We start from the raw sequence: 15,018 nt of genomic DNA, 5'->3' as shown, positions 1-15,018 counted from the left end.
GCGCTCAGCGGGTTTCGAAGAGTTGGCTGAAGGCGCGTGCGCGCTGCTCGACTTCGGCCGGTGAGTCGGCGGCGAACAGGGCGTGGATCACGGCGATCATGTCGGCGCCGCGGGCGATCAGCTCCGGCGCGTTATCCAGGGTCACGCCGCCGATGGCCACCAGCGGCACGTTGAAGCGGGCCTTGGCCTGTTCCAGCAGTTCAACGCTGGCGGCGGAGGCACCGGGTTTGGTCCGGGAGGCGAAGAAGCGGCCGAAGGCGACGTAGCTGGCGCCCTCGGCGATGGCTTTCTCGGCCATCTCGAGGCTGGCGTGGCAGGTGCCGCCGATGACTGCGTCGCGGCCGAGCAGGGCGCGGGCGGCGGCCAGCGAGCCGTCGGTCTGCCCCAGGTGCACGCTGACGCCCAGGCGTGCGGCCAGTTCGGCGTCGTCGTTGATCAGCAGCGTGGCGCCATGGCGAGCGCAGAGGTCGCGCAGGGCCTCGGCTTCGCGCAGGCGGCGCGAGGCGTCGTCGGACTTGTCGCGGTACTGCAGCAGTCTGGCGCCGCCCTTCAGGGCGGCTTCGACGTAGGGCAGCAGGCGGCCGCCGTCGAGCAGCTGGCTGTCGGTGATGGCGTAGAGTCCGCGCAGTTTCATCACTACCTCGATTTCACGCGCCCGCTGCGGCGGGCGCCTTGCGTATTAAGAGCAGAAGTCCAGCGGCAGGCGGCGCGGCACGTACTGGCCGTGACCGGGCGCTTCCGCGTCGCGCAGGGTGCGCCAGGTGTAGTCCAGTGCACTGCGCACCGCGCTCACCAGTTCCTCGCCCAGGGCCAGGCGGCCGGCGAGGGTGCTCGCCAGGGTGCAGCCCGAGCCGTGGTAGCTGCCGGGCAGGCGCTGGCAGGTGAAGGTGTGGCGCTGGCCGTCGCGGGTGTACAGGCGATTGTGCACCTCGGACTCGTCGCCATGGCCGCCGGTGATCAGCAGGTTCTGGATATAAGGCAGCAGCTTGTCGGCGCACTCGTCCGCGGTGCCCTCGGGCAGTTCGGCGAGAATGCGTGCTTCGGGCAGGTTCGGCGTGGCCACGGCGGCAATCGGCAGCAGGCGTTCGCGCATGGCGAAGCCGACGTCGTCCTTGCCCAGCGAGCCGCCGCCACCGGCGCGCAGCACCGGGTCGCAGACCAGCGGGATGCCCGGCAGGGCCTGCATGATCTCGACGACCGTGTCGACCATCTGCACCGAGCCGAGCATGCCCAGCTTGACCGCGGCCACCGGCAGGTCGGCGATCACGGCGTTGGCCTGGGCCAGCACCCACTCGCGGTCGAGCACGCGGAAGTCGGAAACGTTGACGGTATCCTGAACGGTCAGCGCGGTGACGGTGGGCGCCGCGTGGCAGCCTTGGGCGATCAGGGCTTCGATATCGGCCTGCAGGCCGGCACCGCCACTGGGGTCGTGGCCGGACAGGCAGAGCACTACGGGACGGGATGCAGGTGTTTTCATGGCGCGGGAGCTTATCACCAAATCACTGTGCTGAGCTGACCGAACGGTCCAATGCGCATCGCCCGGCCGCGCCCTGCCCGAATGGTCGAATGCCACGGGCCACAAGGCCTGTGCTAGAGTTCGCCGATTCCAACACAACGCCATCACAGGGCGCCAAAGCGGGAGATGGGGATCTCCGGCGCGGCTGTCGGTGGCACTGCGGGGCACCATGCGGCACTGGCTGATCTTCCTGATCCTTCTCATCCTCTCGCCAGTGGCGAGCGCCATCAGCTTTGACGAGCATGTCGGGCAACTGCCCCTGGGGCGGGCGATGGATGTCTTCGAGGACGTGCGCGGCACGGCCGATATCGCCGAGATCAGTTCGCCGGCGCTGGCCGCCAGTTTCCGCCACCATGAGCGCGATGTGCTCAATGCCGGTTATTCGCGCTCGGTGTTCTGGCTGCGCCTGGATCTGGACTACCAGCCGCAGGCCTCGCACGACCCGGCCAACTGGCTGCTGGAACTGGCCTATCCGCCGCTGGACAAGCTCGACCTCTACCTGCCCGACGGCCAGGGCGGCTTCAAGCTGGCCCAGCGTACCGGCGATACCCTGCCGTTCGACAGTCGGCCGATCCGCCAGAACAACTACCTGTTCGACCTCAAGCTGGAGCCGGGCAAGCCGCTGCGCGTCTACCTGCGCCTGGAAAGCCAGGGCTCGATCCAGGCGCCGCTGACGCTCTGGTCGTCCAAGGCCTACCTGGAAGAACAGCCGGGGCGCATCTACGTGCTGGGCATCATCTATGGCGTATTGCTGGTGATGCTGATCTACAACCTGTTCATCTTCCTCAGCGTCCGTGACACCAGCTACCTCTACTACATCCTTTATATAGCCTCGTTCGGCTTCTACCAGGTCTCGGTCAACGGCGCGGGCATCGAGTACTTCTGGCCCGATAATCCCTGGTGGGCCAACGCCGCCACGCCGTTCCTGATCGGTTCGGCGGGCCTGTTCGGCTGCCAGTTCGCCCGCAGCTTCCTGCATACCCGCGAGCACAGCCTGTGGATCGACCGCATCCTGCGCGTGCTGATGGGGGTTGGCGCACTGGTGATGGTGCTGGCGCTGACCGTCAGCTACGCCATCGCCCTGCGCCTGGCCACCTACCTGGCGCTGGCCTTTACCGTGGTGATCTTCACCGCCGGCATCGTCGCCTGGCTGCGCGGCATGCGCGTGGCGCGTTACTTCATCTTCGCCTGGAGCGCCTTCCTGCTGGGCGGGGTCATCAACACGCTGATGGTGCTGGGCTTCCTGCCGAACATCTTCCTCACCATGTACGCCAGCCAGATCGGCTCGGCGCTGGAGGTCGGCCTGCTGTCGCTGGCGCTGGCGGATCGCATCAACGCCATGAAGGAGGAGCGCACGCGCATCCTTCAGGAAACCAGCCGCAAACTGGAGCAGCTGAACCTGGAGCTGGCCAGCAGCAACCGCCTCAAGGACGAATTCCTCGCCACCGTCACCCACGAACTGCGTACGCCGATGAGCGGGGTAATCGGTTCGCTGGAGCTGATGCAGACGGTGCCCATGGACATCGAGCTGGCGCAGTACCACAAGACCGCCACCGGCTCGGCGCGCGACATGATGCGGATGGTCAACGACATTCTCGCGCTGATCGAGCTGCAGGCCGGCAAGCTCTACCCGCGCCGCGAGCCGTTCAGCCTGCGCGGCCTGTGCGATGGCCTGCGCGCGCAGTACGCGCCGCGCGCCGAAGAGCGCGGGCTGCGCTTCGTCCTGCAACTGGACGAGAGCCTGCCCGATACCCTCGAGGGCGATGCCGGCAAGCTGACCCAGGCGCTGGGCTACCTGATCGACAATGCCATCAAGTTCACCCACCAGGGTGGTGTGCACCTGCGGGTGGGTGGTGCGCCGAACAATGAAGGCCTGGCGCTGCGCATCGAAGTGCAGGACAGCGGCATCGGTTTCTCCACTCCGCCGGATGGCGCGCTGTACCAGCGCTTCTTCCAGCTCGACGGGTCGCTGACCCGCGAGTACGGCGGCCTCGGTATTGGCCTGGCGCTGACCCGCAAGCTGGTCGCGCTGCTGGGTGGCGCGCTGACCCACGAATCAGAGCCGGGGCAGGGCAGCCGCTTTGCCCTGGAGCTGCAGGTCGGCCAGCCGGTGCAGGGCATCGCCCCGCCGCCGCGTCGCGCGGGTGGCCAGGTGCTGCGCAGTCCGGACCAGTGCACCGTGCTGGTGGTCGAGGACAACGCCATCAATCAGCTGGTGATCCGCGGCATGCTGCTCAAGCTCGGCTACCGCGTGCGCACGGCCGACAACGGTGCCGAGGCCATCGAGTTGCTTCGCCGGGAGGCCATCGACACCGTGCTGCTGGATTGCCAGATGCCGGTAATGGACGGCTTCGCCACCTGCCGGGCGATCCGCACGCTGCCGCGTTGCGCCGACCTGCCGGTGCTGGCAATCACCGCCCACAGCCACAGCGGCGACCGCGAACGCTGCCTGGCCGCGGGAATGAGCGACTACATGGCAAAACCGGTGAAGTTCGAGGAGCTGCAGGCGCTGTTGCATGATTGGCTGCTGTGCCAGCCGGCGCTGCCCAGTCCCGCCTGACGCGACAGATCAAGAGCCCCTCTCCCTGAAGGGAGAGGGGACAGTTCGGAGTGAGCGAATAGTCCTGCATTCACCGGCTGACGCGGTCCTATCCTTTTGCGCCGAATAGCTCCCTCTCCCTTCAGGGAGAGGGTGGGGGAGAGGGCCTGCCCGAGCGTAGAGGTATCCGTAGTAGCGGGCAGCCCCTCTATCGGCCCAAATGAAAACGCCGCGCTACCTTCCGGTAGCGCGGCGTTTGTTCTTTAGCGGGCTGTCAGGTCAGACCTTGACGACCCAGCCTTGCGGGCCTTCCACGTCACCCTTCTGGATGCCGGTCAGCTCTTCGTAGAGGCGACGGGTCACCGGGCCGACGTCTTCGCGGCTGAAGAATACGTGCAGGTTGTCCTTGTACTGGATGCCGCCGATCGGGGTGATCACCGCTGCGGTACCGCAGGCGCCGGCTTCCTTGAAGCGGGCCAGGTCGTCGATCTGCACGTCGCCTTCGACCACTTTCAGACCCAGGCGCTGTTCGGCCAGCTGCATCAGCGACAGGCGGGTGATGCCCGGCAGTACGGAGCTGGAGCGCGGGGTGACGAACTCGTTGTCGTGGGTGATGGCGAAGAAGTTGGCCGAGCCCACTTCCTCGATGCGGCTGTGGGTGGCCGGGTCGAGGTAGATGCAGTCGGCGAAGCCTTCTTTCTTGGCCTGGGCGCCCGGCATCAGGCTGGCGGCGTAGTTGCCGCCGACCTTGGCGGCGCCGGTGCCGTTGGGGGCGGCGCGGTCGTAGGTGGAGATCACGAAGTCATGGGGCTTCATGCCGCCCTTGAAGTAGGCGCCGACCGGGATGCAGAACACCGAGAAGATGAATTCCGGAGCCGGGCGCACGCCGATGTTGTCGCCCACGCCGATCACGAACGGGCGCAGGTACAGCGCGCCGCCGGAGCCGTAAGGGGGGATGAAGCGCTCGTTGGCGCGCACGACCTGCTTGCAGGCTTCGATGAACTGCTCTTCGGACACCTGCGGCATCAGCACGCGGGCGCAGCTGCGGGCCATGCGCGCGGCGTTCTGGTCCGGGCGGAACAGGTTGATCGAGCCGTCCTTGCAGCGGTAGGCCTTCAGGCCTTCGAAGCACTGCTGGCCGTAGTGCAGGGCGGAGGAGCCCTCGCTGATGTGCAGGGTGTTGTCTTCGGTCAGCTTGCCGTCGTCCCACAGACCATCGCGCCAGTGGGAGATGTAGCGGAAGTCGGTCTTGATGTAATCGAATCCGAGCGTGGCCCAATCGATGTCTTTCTGTTCCATGGTTGCCTCATTCAATGGGATTACCTGCGGCTGTCGCGAGCCTGCGAGGCCGGCGAACATCCGGGCAGAAGGTTTGGCGGGCTCTGGCGGCGGGCTGCCTGAATCGCAAAGGGATTCGGGCGTGCGGCGGGAACGATCGTTCTCCGCGGGATGGTCACCGCCAGGACTCCATCAAGACTTGCCATGATACCGGCGATAGGCGCGGCTGTGGGCCCCTGCCGGCGAATATCGCTGCCATCAGTCGCATCGGGAATGCAGCGACACGGGCGCCGGCGCGCGGGGTGCCGCTGTGCGGTTTCGCGCCGGGGCTGCCGTTTTCGTTGAAATCATCCATTCACATGAATGTCATTTCATATGATGAATTATCTTCAGGTTATTTCGCCGGGCTGGTGGCGCTCTGTGGGAACAGTGAGCGGCTGATGAAGCGCGCGGTTTCATGCAGGCTGGTCCCGATCTGCTCCAGCTTCTCGCGGTCGTGCTGGGCGCTGATGCCGATGCCGGAAATGATGAAGCGTGGCTGGCGGTCGTGGTCGATGATCGCGCTGGCAACCATGCTGACACCGCGATACAGGTGGTCCTGGTCGATGGCCCAGCCGCGCTCCAGGGTGGCGGCGGCGTCGCGGCGGTACTCCTCGAAGCTCGGCGGATTCTCCCAGCGCACGCGGGTCAGGCGGCGTCGCAGTTCATCCTCGGGAAGGTTGCGCAGCCCGGCGATGCAGCGCCCGGCGGCGCCTACCAGCTCCGGCAGGCGCGAGCCCACGGCGACGTTGACATGCGCCACGGTCGGCGCGGACACGGCGATCACGCGGATGTGCGCATCGTCGGTGACCTGCCAGAGGCTGATCAGGATGTGATGGCTGGTGCTCAGGCGCTCCAGTTCCGGCTGGATCAGGTCGGCGTAACTGCGGCCGATGAAGCTCACCGCCAGCTCCGACAGGCCCAGGCCCAGGCGGTAGGTCTTGGTCTCGTTGTCGAATGAGGTCAGCTGCTCGTTGCTCAGCGTGCGCAGGATATTGAAGGTGGTGCTCGGGCTGATGCCGGTGGCGCGGGCGATGGCGGTCGCGCCCTCGGGGCCTTCGGCGTTGGCCAGGTGGCGGAGGATCTGGATGGCGTTCACCACGGCGCCGACATCCTTGGCGCTGCCGGTGCGTTTGCTGCTGGCTTCTTCGACGGTCTTTTCAGTGGTCATATTCTGTATTCTGATTGACATTCAGTATCGTGAATGTATTCTGACCCTGCGACGCCTGCAACGGCTTCCGTGAAGCTGGCTTGGCATGGGCGGTAACGCACTTTGCAACAAAGGCAGAACAAGAACAAAGGAGAAACCTCGATGGTGGATTTCCCCGACCGCAACATGCCAGGGCCAGAGGCGCAGTACCTCGCCTTCCTTGCCCAGGGCCGCTTCATGTTGCAGCGCAGCGCCTCCACCGGCCGGCACGTGTTCTACCCGCGCACCCAGGTGCCCGGCAGCGGCGAAACGGACCTGGAATGGGTTCCCGCCAGTGGCCTGGGCACCCTTTATGCCCTGACGGTCAACCGCGCCCGCAGCGGTGACTACAACATTGCCCTGATCGACCTCGACGAAGGCGTGCGCATGATGTCGCGCATCGAAGGTCACCTCAGCCTGCCCATCGGCACCCGCGTCAAGGCGCGCATCGCCCGGCAGGACAGCGGCCCCGCCGTCGTCTTCGAGCCCCTGACGGAGGCACAGTCATGAGCCAGGTCCTGCGCGGCAGGACCGCCATCGTCGGCATCGGCAGCGCCGGTATCGGTGAAGCCCACGGCTACAGCGCCATGGAATTGCTCGGCCAGGCTTCGATGAAGGCCATCGCCGATGCCGGGCTGAAGCTCTCGGACATCGACGCGGTGTTCTCGGCCACCAGTTCTCATGCCTTCCCGACCCTCTCGGTCTGCGAATACCTGGGTATCAAGCCGAAGTTCGTCGACGGCACCAATGTCGGTGGCTCCAGCTTCGAGCTGCACCTGCTGCAGGCGACCCTGGCCCTGGAGGCCGGCCTGTGTGACGCGGCGCTGATCTGCTATGGCTCCAACCAGCGCACCGCTGGCGGCAAGCTGGTGTCGATGAGCGAGCCGCAGTGGCACGAGACGCCCTACCAGCCGCGCCACCCGATCACCGCCTACGCCCTCGCCGCCAGCCGCCACATGCATCAGTACGGCACCACCCGCGAGCACCTGGCCGAAGTGGCCGTGGCCGCGCGCGGCTGGGCCAACCTCAACCCCGAGGCCTTTGCCCGTGGCCCGCTGAGCATCGATGACGTGCTCGCCGCACGGATGGTCAGCGACCCGCTGAGCAAGGCCGACTGCTGCCTGGTCACCGATGGCGGCGGCGCCTGCGTGATGGTCCGCGCCGACCGTGCGCGCGACCTGCCCAAGGCGCCGATCTACTTCCTCGGCGCCGCCGGCGCGCAGTGGCACCGCTCCATCGTCGCGATGCCCGATCTCACCGTCACCGCCGCTTCCGAGAGTGGCCCGCGGGCCATGCAGATGGCCGGTGTGACGCACGCGGACATCGACCTGGTGATGGTCTACGACGCCTTCACCATCAACACCCTCCTGTTCCTCGAAGACCTCGGCTTCTGCCCGAAGGGCGAGGGCGGCCGCTTCGTCCAGGGCGGGCGCATCGCCCCCGGCGGCGAGCTGGCGGTGAACACCAACGGCGGCGGGTTGTCCTGCGTGCATCCGGGCATGTACGGCATGTTCCTGATCATCGAGGCAGTCACCCAGTTGCGCCGCCAGGCCGGTGATCGCCAGTTGAAAAAGGCCGACGTGGCGCTGCTGCACGGCAACGGCGGCACCTTGTCCAGCCAGGTTACGGCACTGCTCGGCACCCAAGCGGTGCTTTGACATTCGGGCACCACGCTCCCGGTGGCTGCTTCGCGCAGCCCGCCGTGGACGCGCTCGCCCTCGCGCCGGCCACAAGCGCCCGGCACCCGCAATTTGTTCAGGTGGAACGTCATGTCAGTGAGTCACTTGCAACACACCGTTTTCTCCAGCCTCACCCCCCTGGTGCAGCCGCGCTCGGTGGCCGTGGTCGGCGCCTCCAGCGACCCGCACCGCATTGGCGGCCGGCCCATTGCCTACATGCTGCGCAACGGCTTTTCCGGGCGCATCCTGCCGGTGAACCCCAACCGCACCGAGATCCAGGGCCTGCCCGCCTTCGCCAGCGTCGACGCGCTGCCCGAGGCACCGGATGTGGCGATCATCGCTGTGCCGGCGCCGCAGGTGCTGGAGACCGTGCAGGCGCTGGGCCGCAAGGGTGCGCGCAGCGCCATCGTGTTTTCCTCCGGCTTCAGCGAAGTCGGCGAGGAAGGCGTGGCCATGCAGGACGCCATCGTCGAAGCCGCCCGCGCGGCGAACATGCGCCTGCTGGGGCCGAACGCACTGGGCGTGTTCAACGCCAACCTGGGCTACTACGCCTTCTTCTCCACCAGCCTGGAGCGCGGCATTCCGCTGGCCGGGCGGGTCGGCATCGCTACCCAGTCCGGCGCCTACGGGGCGCACCTGCTCGGCCTGTCGCGGCAGCGCGGGCTGGGCACGCCGATCTGCGTCGCCACCGGCAACGAGGCCGACGTCACCCTGGGCGATGCCATCGGCTGGCTGGTGGAGTCGCCGGAGATCGACGTGGTGATGGCCTACGCCGAATCCATCCGCAACGTCGACAGCTTCCTCGCCGCCCTCGAAGCGGCCCATCGCGCTGGCAAGCCGGTGATCCTGCACAAGGTCGGGCGCAGCGAGCTGGGCGGTCGCGCGGCCATGTCGCACACCGCTTCCCTGGCCGGCGATGACAAGGTGCTCGACGCTGTGCTGGCCGACTACGCGGTGGTCCGCGCGCGCACCACCGAGGAGCTGGTGGACATCGCCTACCTCGCCACCCAGCGCATCTACCCGGTGAACAACAGCCTGGGGATGATCACCGTCAGCGGCGGCGCCGGGATCATCGTCAGCGACGCCGCCGAGGACGTCGGCCTGGCCATGCCGCCGATGCCCGAAGCGGCCCAGGTACGCCTGAAGCAGCGCCTGCACTACGCCTCGCCGCTCAACCCGGTGGACTGCACCGCCCAGGCGCTCAACGACCTGAGCCTGGTGCACGACTTCACCGAATCCATGGTGGTGGACGGCGGCTACCGCTCGCTGATCGCCTTCTTCACCCAGGCCGGCACCGCCGCCTCCATCGGCCCGCGCCTGGCCGAGCAGTTCGCGCGGATCAAGGCCGATCACCCGGACCGCCTGTTCGTCGTCTCGGTGATGGGCGAGGGCGAGGAGCTGGCGCCGTACCAGAAAGCCGGCTTCGCCCTGTTCGAGGACCCGACTCGCGCGGTGCGCGCGATCCAGGCCATGGGTCAGCTGGGCGAGGCGTTCGCTCGCCCGCTGCGCAAGATTCCCGTACCCGGCGGCGTCGAGCTGCCGGCCAGCACGCCCGGTGAGGCCGAAGCCAAGCAGTTGCTGGCGCGCGCAGGTATCGAATCGGCGCCCGAGCGAGTGCTGCAAAGCGCGGCGGAAGCTGCTGATTTCGCCGCGCAGATCGGCTTCCCGGTGGTGCTGAAAATCGCCTCGGCGGACATCCTGCACAAGTCGGAAATCGGCGGCGTGCTGCTCAACGTTGACAGTGCCCAGGCCGTGCGCGAGGGCTATGAGTTGCTGCTGCAACGCGCGGCCGACCATGCGCCGAAGGCCCGTCTGGATGGTGTGCTGGTGGCCCGTCAGCTGCAGGGCGGCGTCGAGTGCTTCATGGGCATCCAGCGCGACCCGCAGTTCGGCCCGGTGGCGGTGTTCGGTCTCGGCGGCATCTTCGTCGAAGTACTCAAGGACGTGGTGTTCCGCCGCTGTCCGTTCGGCGTCGACGAGGCCGAGCAGATGATCCGCAGCATCAAGGGGGCACCGCTGCTGCTGGGTGCCCGTGGTCGTCCGGTGACCGACATCAAGGCGCTGTCGCGGGTGCTCGCGCAGCTCTCGCAATTCGCTGCCGAGGCCGGCCCGCGCCTGCGTTCGGTGGACCTCAACCCGGTCTTCGCCATGCCCGAGGGGCAGGGCGCGTGGGCCGCCGACGCGGTGCTGGAAGTGGAGGAGGTGGCCCATGGCGCTGAATCCTGAGCACCTGCTGAACTACCCGATCCCCGAAGTGCGGCAGCGTTTCAGCCGCCACGACAGCGCCTTCTACGCGCTGTCGGTGGGCCTCGGCGCCGACCCGATGGACGAGCACCAGCTGACCTTCGTCGACGCCAACCGCGACCTCCAGGCGCTGCCCTGCATGGCTGTGGTGCTCGGCCATCCCGGCTTCTGGCTGGGCAACCCGGACACCGGCGTCGACGCCCTGCGCCTGGTCCACGGCGAGCAGAGCATCGAGTGGCTGAAGCCACTGCCGGTGGAGGGCGAAGTGATTGGCCGCACCCGCGTCACCGGCCTGGTCGACAAGGGCGCCGGCAAGGGCGCGCTGCTTTACAGCGAGAAAGTCGTCAGCGACGCGCAGAGCGGCGAGGTGCTGGCGATTGCCCGCGGCACCACCTTCCTGCGCGGCGACGGCGGCTTCGGCGGCGACAGCCAGTCGCTGAGCCAGCCGCACCGCCTGCCCGAGCAGGCGCCGGACCTGGTCATCGACCTGCCGACCCGTCCGGAACAGGCGTTGCACTATCGCTTGAACGGCGACGACAACCCCATCCATGCCAGCCCGACGGCGGCCGCTCGCGGTGGTTTCCCGCGGCCGATCCTGCATGGCCTGTGCACCCTCGGCGTGGCCTTCCACGCGCTGCTGCGCGGCTTCGCCGACTACCGCGCGGAGCGCTTCGCGCACCTGCAGGTGCGCTTCTCGGCGCCGGTGTTCCCGGGCGAAACCCTGCGTACGGAAATCTGGAATGACGGCTCCTTCCGCACCCGCGTCGTCGAGCGCGACGTGGTGGTGCTGGACAACGGCCGCGTCAGCCTGACCCCGGAGATTGGAGAACCAGCCGGGCGGGCCTAGCGCGACGACGACCTCAACCAACCTGCGAGAACAACAACAATGAACGCACCCGACAGCTTGGCCCAGAGCGCCGCGATACCGCGGCGGACCCTGGTGATCGCCTTCTTCTTCTGCTTCCTGGGTCTGCTCGCCGACGGCGCTGACCTGATGTTCCTCGCCTACAGCCTGAACAGCCTCAAGGCCGAGTTCGGCCTGTCCAACTTCGAGGCCGGTTCGCTGGGCAGCATCACCCTGGCCGGCATGGCCATCGGCGGTATCTACGGCGGCTGGGCGTGCGACCGCTTCGGCCGGGTGCGCGTGGTCACCTGGACCATCCTGGTGTTCTCCGTGGGCACCGCGCTGCTGGGGATGGCCCACAACTTCTGGGCCTTCGCGCTGATCCGCTTCGTCTCCTCGCTGGGCCTGGGCTCGCTGTTCGTGGCCTGCAACATCCTGATGTCCGAGTTCGTCACCGCCAAGTACCGCACCACCATCCTGGCGACCATGCAGGCCGGCTGGACCGTGGGTTACCTGGTGGCGACCATCCTCGCCGGGCAGATCATCCCGGACTACGGCTGGCGCGCGCTGTTCTTCACCGCCATCGGCGCGGCGCTGATCTGCCTGGCGCTGCGCCCCTGGGTGCCGGAGTCGCCGTCCTGGCTGGCGGCCCGTGCGCAACGGGCGAAGCAGGCCAGCAGTCGCCAGCAGAGTGCCCCCAGCGGCGGCATGCGCCAGCTGCTGGTCGATCCGTCGACGCGGCGCATGTTCCTGCTCTGGAGCATCACCTCGTGCTTCCTGCTGTTCGGCTACTACGGCACCAACAACTGGATGCCCTCGTACCTGGAGAGCGAGCTGGGCATGAACTTCAAGTCCATGACCGGCTACATGGTCGGCACCTACACCGCGATGATCCTCGGCAAGGTGCTCGCCGGCATCGCCTCGGACCGCTTCGGCCGCCGCGCCACTTTCGCCGCCGGCGCCATCGGCACCGCCATCTTCATGCCGGTGATCGTGTTCTGGCACACGCCGGACAACATCGTCTGGATCCTCGCGCTGTTCGGCTTCATCTACGGCGTGCCGGTGGGTGTGCTGGCCACCTACATGACCGAGAGCTTCTCCACCCAGGTGCGCGGCGCCGCCGTGGGCACCTCCTACAACCTCGGCCGCATCGGCGCGGCGGTGGCCCCGGCGGCCATCGGCCTGCTGGCCTCCCACGTGTCCATCGGCGCGGGCTTCCTGGTGATGGGCATCACCTACGTCATCACCGGCCTGATCCCCGCGCTGATGATCCCCAACCGCCTGTATGACCCGAACCGCGAGGCGCGCAGCCCGCAACCCGCCGCCGCCCCGGTGCGCACGGCGGTGCAGGGAGCCGCCCGTCCTCTGGGCCAACCCGTCACGGAGGAAAGCGTTCGATGACCGATCTGACTGCCACCGCCACTCCACCTGTGGAGAGCGGACTGGAGATGTTCCCCAGCGACCGCTTCACCTTCCAGGAATTCCTTGGCCTGGAGCGCTGGATCGATGGCGACGTGGTGCGGGTGCGCCTGCCTCACCGCCCGGAGCTGATGAACTACATCGGCAGCTTCCACGGCGGGGTGCTGATGAGTGTGCTCGACGCCGCCATGGCCGGGGCGATCCGCGCGCAGATGCCGGGTTGCTCGATGGTCACCATCGACATGGCCACCCATTTCATGGGCAGCACCAGCGGCGAGATCAACGCCGTCGGCCGGGTGCTGCGACGGACCCGCACGCTGTGCTTCTGCGCGGCGGAAATCTTCGACGAGGCCGGCGAGCTGATTGCCAGCGCCACCGGCAGTTTCAAGTACCGGCCCGCTGCGGCCGGCACTGTTCAACCGACACGGGAATGACGAAATGACCGACAACACCGCGATGGCCGAGGAGCGCGAAGAGCGCCTGCGGATGATCCGTGACAGCGCCGCCTCCCTGGTGCCGCGTGGCGGCGACCTGGGCCGGGTGCGCCGCCTGCGCTTCCAGCAGCAGGGCCTCGACCGCGACGCCTGGGCCGAAGTCTGCGCCATGGGTTGGCCGGGCCTGCGCCTCGCCGAAGAGCTGGGCGGCAGTGGGCTGGGCATGGGCGAGTACACGGCGCTGCTGGAAGAACTCGGCCGCGGCCTGCTGCCCGAACCGCTGATCGAGGCGAGCCTGGTCGCTCCCTTGCTGCCCGCTGAAGAGCGCGATGCGCTGCTGGCTGGCGAGCGGCTGATCCTGCCCGCTGGCATTGGCTATGAAGCTGGCGCTGCCTTGCCGGTGCTGCATGACGGCCAGCTGCGCGGCGAGATCGCTCATGTGGCACTGGGCGCTGCCGCTGATGCCTGGCTGGTGGCATGCAATGCGGGCCTCGCCCTGGTGCAGCGCAATGCCGAGGGCCTGAGTGTTCACCAGGAGCCGACTCAAGACGGCGGCCACCTGGCGCGCCTGCGCTTCGACGGCTCGCCGGCGCAACTGGTCGAAGCCTCTCCCGCTGCCCTCGACGAATCGGCACTGGCTTGCGCGGCCTATCTGGTCGGGCTGATGGACGCAGCCTTCGAACAGACCCGCGACTACCTCGGTGTACGCCGCCAGTTCGGCCGCGAGATCGGCAGCTTCCAGTCGCTGCAGCACCGCATGGTCGACCTGAAACTGCAGATCGAACTGGCCCGCGCCATCGTCGGCGAAGCGGCCACCGCGCTGGACGAAGGCGCGCCGGCCGCACAGGTGCAGCGCCTGGTGTCCACCGCCAAGGTGCGCGCCGCCGAAGCGGCCATGCTGGTGACCCGCCAGGCGATCCAGCTGCACGGCGGCATCGGTTACACCGACGAGGCCGACATCGGCCTGTTCCTGCGCCGCGCCATGGTGCTGCTCAACAGCCAGGGTTCGCTGGCCTTCCACCGGTCGCGCTATATCGGCCTGCTGCACGGGGAGGTGGCGTGATGAGCGAGATGCTTTTGCAGGAAACGCTCGGCTCGGTGCGCCTGCTGCGCTTCAACAATCCGACGCGGCGCAATGCGCTGTCCCCCGCGCTGCGCGCCGAGCTGCTCGAAGCGATACGGGAAGCGGATGCCGATCCCGCCGTGCGCAGCGTGGTCCTCACCGGTTCCGCGGAAGTCTTCAGCGCTGGCGGCGACCTCAGTGACATGCACGTCACTGACCTCAACGCCGGCCGCGTACGCATGCAGAAAAACGCCGACCTGATCCGCCAGATGCTGCGCATGGGCAAGCCGATCATCGCCGCCATCGAAGGCTGGGCGGTGGGCGCCGGGCTGTCGGTGGCGCTGGCCTGCGACAGCCTGGTATGCGGTGGCACGGCGCGCTTCGCAGCCGGGTTCGGCAAGGTCGGACTGATCGCTGACCTGGGCCAGCTGCACACCCTGCCGGCGCGTATCGGTGTCGGCCGCGCGCGGCAGGTGCTGATGTTCGGCCAGGTCATCGAGGCCGAGGAAGCGCTGCGCATCGGTCTTGTCGACCAGCTCTGCGCACCGGGCGCTGCGCTGGACGCGGCCCTCGCGCTGGCCGCGAAGGTGGAGCAGCAGGCGCCCCTGCCGCTGGCCCTGACCAAGGCCCTGCTGGCCGATGGCCTGGAGCTGCTGCTCGAACGCGAAGGCGATTTCCAGAGCCAGCTGTTCCTCAGCGCCGACCATGCCGAAGGCAAGGCGGCCTTCCTCGACAAACGTTCCCCGAATTTTCGGGGCCAGTAATCCAGAGAGC

Annotated in this window: 13 protein-coding genes; 9 read left to right on the top strand and 4 right to left on the bottom strand. The window is 67.8% G+C overall.

Annotated features, from left to right (window positions below; translation table 11 throughout):
* Positions 1 to 4: 4 nt before the first annotated feature.
* Positions 5 to 634 (bottom strand): thiamine phosphate synthase, encoded by a 630-nt coding sequence (thiE, locus tag J2T47_RS26985; RefSeq protein WP_253453516.1) that lies wholly within the window; start codon positions 632 to 634, stop codon positions 5 to 7.
* 45 nt (positions 635 to 679) lie between these two features.
* Positions 680 to 1,477 (bottom strand): hydroxymethylpyrimidine/phosphomethylpyrimidine kinase, encoded by a 798-nt coding sequence (locus tag J2T47_RS26980; protein WP_253453514.1) that lies wholly within the window; start codon positions 1,475 to 1,477, stop codon positions 680 to 682.
* Positions 1,478 to 1,685: 208 nt separating this feature from the next.
* On the opposite strand from J2T47_RS26980, the gene J2T47_RS26975 reads away from it, so the two are divergent.
* Positions 1,686 to 4,076, top strand: a complete 2,391-nt coding sequence (locus tag J2T47_RS26975; protein WP_253453512.1) for a hybrid sensor histidine kinase/response regulator — start codon at positions 1,686 to 1,688, stop codon at positions 4,074 to 4,076.
* Positions 4,077 to 4,334: 258 nt separating this feature from the next.
* Here the strand turns inward: J2T47_RS26975 and J2T47_RS26970 are convergent, their stop codons facing one another.
* Both J2T47_RS26970 and J2T47_RS26965 read right to left on the bottom strand, forming a co-directional pair.
* A complete protein-coding gene (locus tag J2T47_RS26970; RefSeq protein WP_253453510.1) occupies positions 4,335 to 5,354 on the bottom strand; it encodes a branched-chain amino acid aminotransferase in 1,020 nt (339 codons plus the stop codon).
* Positions 5,355 to 5,727: 373 nt separating this feature from the next.
* Positions 5,728 to 6,543 carry an IclR family transcriptional regulator gene (locus J2T47_RS26965; protein ID WP_253453508.1) on the bottom strand — a complete coding sequence of 272 codons (816 nt, stop codon included), beginning with the start codon at positions 6,541 to 6,543 and terminating at the stop codon, positions 5,728 to 5,730.
* Between the two features lie 141 nt (positions 6,544 to 6,684).
* Between J2T47_RS26965 and J2T47_RS26960 the strand changes: the two genes are divergently transcribed.
* The 8 genes from J2T47_RS26960 to J2T47_RS26925 all read left to right on the top strand — a co-directional run bounded on the left by J2T47_RS26960 (position 6,685) and on the right by J2T47_RS26925 (position 15,008).
* Positions 6,685 to 7,071: a Zn-ribbon domain-containing OB-fold protein gene (locus tag J2T47_RS26960; RefSeq protein WP_253453506.1), complete on the top strand. Its 387-nt coding sequence runs from the start codon at positions 6,685 to 6,687 to the stop codon at positions 7,069 to 7,071.
* The gene (locus J2T47_RS26955) at positions 7,068 to 8,219 is read left to right on the top strand and encodes a thiolase (protein WP_253453504.1); all 1,152 of its coding nucleotides are present in this window, start codon (positions 7,068 to 7,070) and stop codon (positions 8,217 to 8,219) included. Before J2T47_RS26960 ends, J2T47_RS26955 begins: the two co-directional genes overlap by 4 nt.
* A gap of 111 nt (positions 8,220 to 8,330) precedes the next feature.
* Positions 8,331 to 10,466, top strand: coding sequence for an acetate--CoA ligase family protein (locus J2T47_RS26950; RefSeq protein ID WP_253453502.1), 2,136 nt, complete (start codon positions 8,331 to 8,333; stop codon positions 10,464 to 10,466).
* A complete protein-coding gene (locus J2T47_RS26945) occupies positions 10,450 to 11,331 on the top strand; it encodes a MaoC/PaaZ C-terminal domain-containing protein (protein WP_253453499.1) in 882 nt (293 codons plus the stop codon). Before J2T47_RS26950 ends, J2T47_RS26945 begins: the two co-directional genes overlap by 17 nt.
* Positions 11,332 to 11,370: 39 nt before the next feature.
* A complete protein-coding gene (locus J2T47_RS26940) occupies positions 11,371 to 12,729 on the top strand; it encodes an MFS transporter (RefSeq protein WP_253453497.1) in 1,359 nt (452 codons plus the stop codon).
* Between the two features lie 47 nt (positions 12,730 to 12,776).
* Complete coding sequence (locus J2T47_RS26935; protein ID WP_253453706.1) at positions 12,777 to 13,181, top strand: PaaI family thioesterase; 405 nt, start codon at positions 12,777 to 12,779, stop codon at positions 13,179 to 13,181.
* Between the two features lie 4 nt (positions 13,182 to 13,185).
* Positions 13,186 to 14,244 carry an acyl-CoA dehydrogenase family protein gene (locus tag J2T47_RS26930; protein ID WP_253453495.1) on the top strand — a complete coding sequence of 353 codons (1,059 nt, stop codon included), beginning with the start codon at positions 13,186 to 13,188 and terminating at the stop codon, positions 14,242 to 14,244.
* A gap of 8 nt (positions 14,245 to 14,252) precedes the next feature.
* Positions 14,253 to 15,008, top strand: a complete 756-nt coding sequence (locus tag J2T47_RS26925) for an enoyl-CoA hydratase/isomerase family protein (protein WP_253453703.1) — start codon at positions 14,253 to 14,255, stop codon at positions 15,006 to 15,008.
* The last annotated feature ends 10 nt before the right edge of the window (positions 15,009 to 15,018 follow it).

The sequence above is a fragment of the Pseudomonas nitroreducens genome (genome assembly GCF_024170165.1).
Taxonomy (GTDB): Bacteria; Pseudomonadota; Gammaproteobacteria; order Pseudomonadales; family Pseudomonadaceae; genus Pseudomonas; species Pseudomonas nitroreducens_C.
This window is presented reverse-complemented; position numbering and strand designations above follow the sequence as displayed.

Coding starts and splice junctions, on each gene's coding strand:
- J2T47_RS26975 (WP_253453512.1), top strand. CDS start 1,686: ATGCGGCACTGGCTGATCTTCCTGATCCTTCTCATCCTCTCGCCAGTG.
- J2T47_RS26940 (WP_253453497.1), top strand. CDS start 11,371: ATGAACGCACCCGACAGCTTGGCCCAGAGCGCCGCGATACCGCGGCGG.
- J2T47_RS26930 (WP_253453495.1), top strand. CDS start 13,186: ATGACCGACAACACCGCGATGGCCGAGGAGCGCGAAGAGCGCCTGCGG.
- thiE (WP_253453516.1), bottom strand. CDS start 634: ATGAAACTGCGCGGACTCTACGCCATCACCGACAGCCAGCTGCTCGAC.
- J2T47_RS26960 (WP_253453506.1), top strand. CDS start 6,685: ATGGTGGATTTCCCCGACCGCAACATGCCAGGGCCAGAGGCGCAGTAC.
- J2T47_RS26955 (WP_253453504.1), top strand. CDS start 7,068: ATGAGCCAGGTCCTGCGCGGCAGGACCGCCATCGTCGGCATCGGCAGC.
- J2T47_RS26950 (WP_253453502.1), top strand. CDS start 8,331: ATGTCAGTGAGTCACTTGCAACACACCGTTTTCTCCAGCCTCACCCCC.
- J2T47_RS26925 (WP_253453703.1), top strand. CDS start 14,253: ATGCTTTTGCAGGAAACGCTCGGCTCGGTGCGCCTGCTGCGCTTCAAC.
- J2T47_RS26935 (WP_253453706.1), top strand. CDS start 12,777: ATGTTCCCCAGCGACCGCTTCACCTTCCAGGAATTCCTTGGCCTGGAG.
- J2T47_RS26970 (WP_253453510.1), bottom strand. CDS start 5,354: ATGGAACAGAAAGACATCGATTGGGCCACGCTCGGATTCGATTACATC.
- J2T47_RS26945 (WP_253453499.1), top strand. CDS start 10,450: ATGGCGCTGAATCCTGAGCACCTGCTGAACTACCCGATCCCCGAAGTG.
- J2T47_RS26965 (WP_253453508.1), bottom strand. CDS start 6,543: ATGACCACTGAAAAGACCGTCGAAGAAGCCAGCAGCAAACGCACCGGC.
- J2T47_RS26980 (WP_253453514.1), bottom strand. CDS start 1,477: ATGAAAACACCTGCATCCCGTCCCGTAGTGCTCTGCCTGTCCGGCCAC.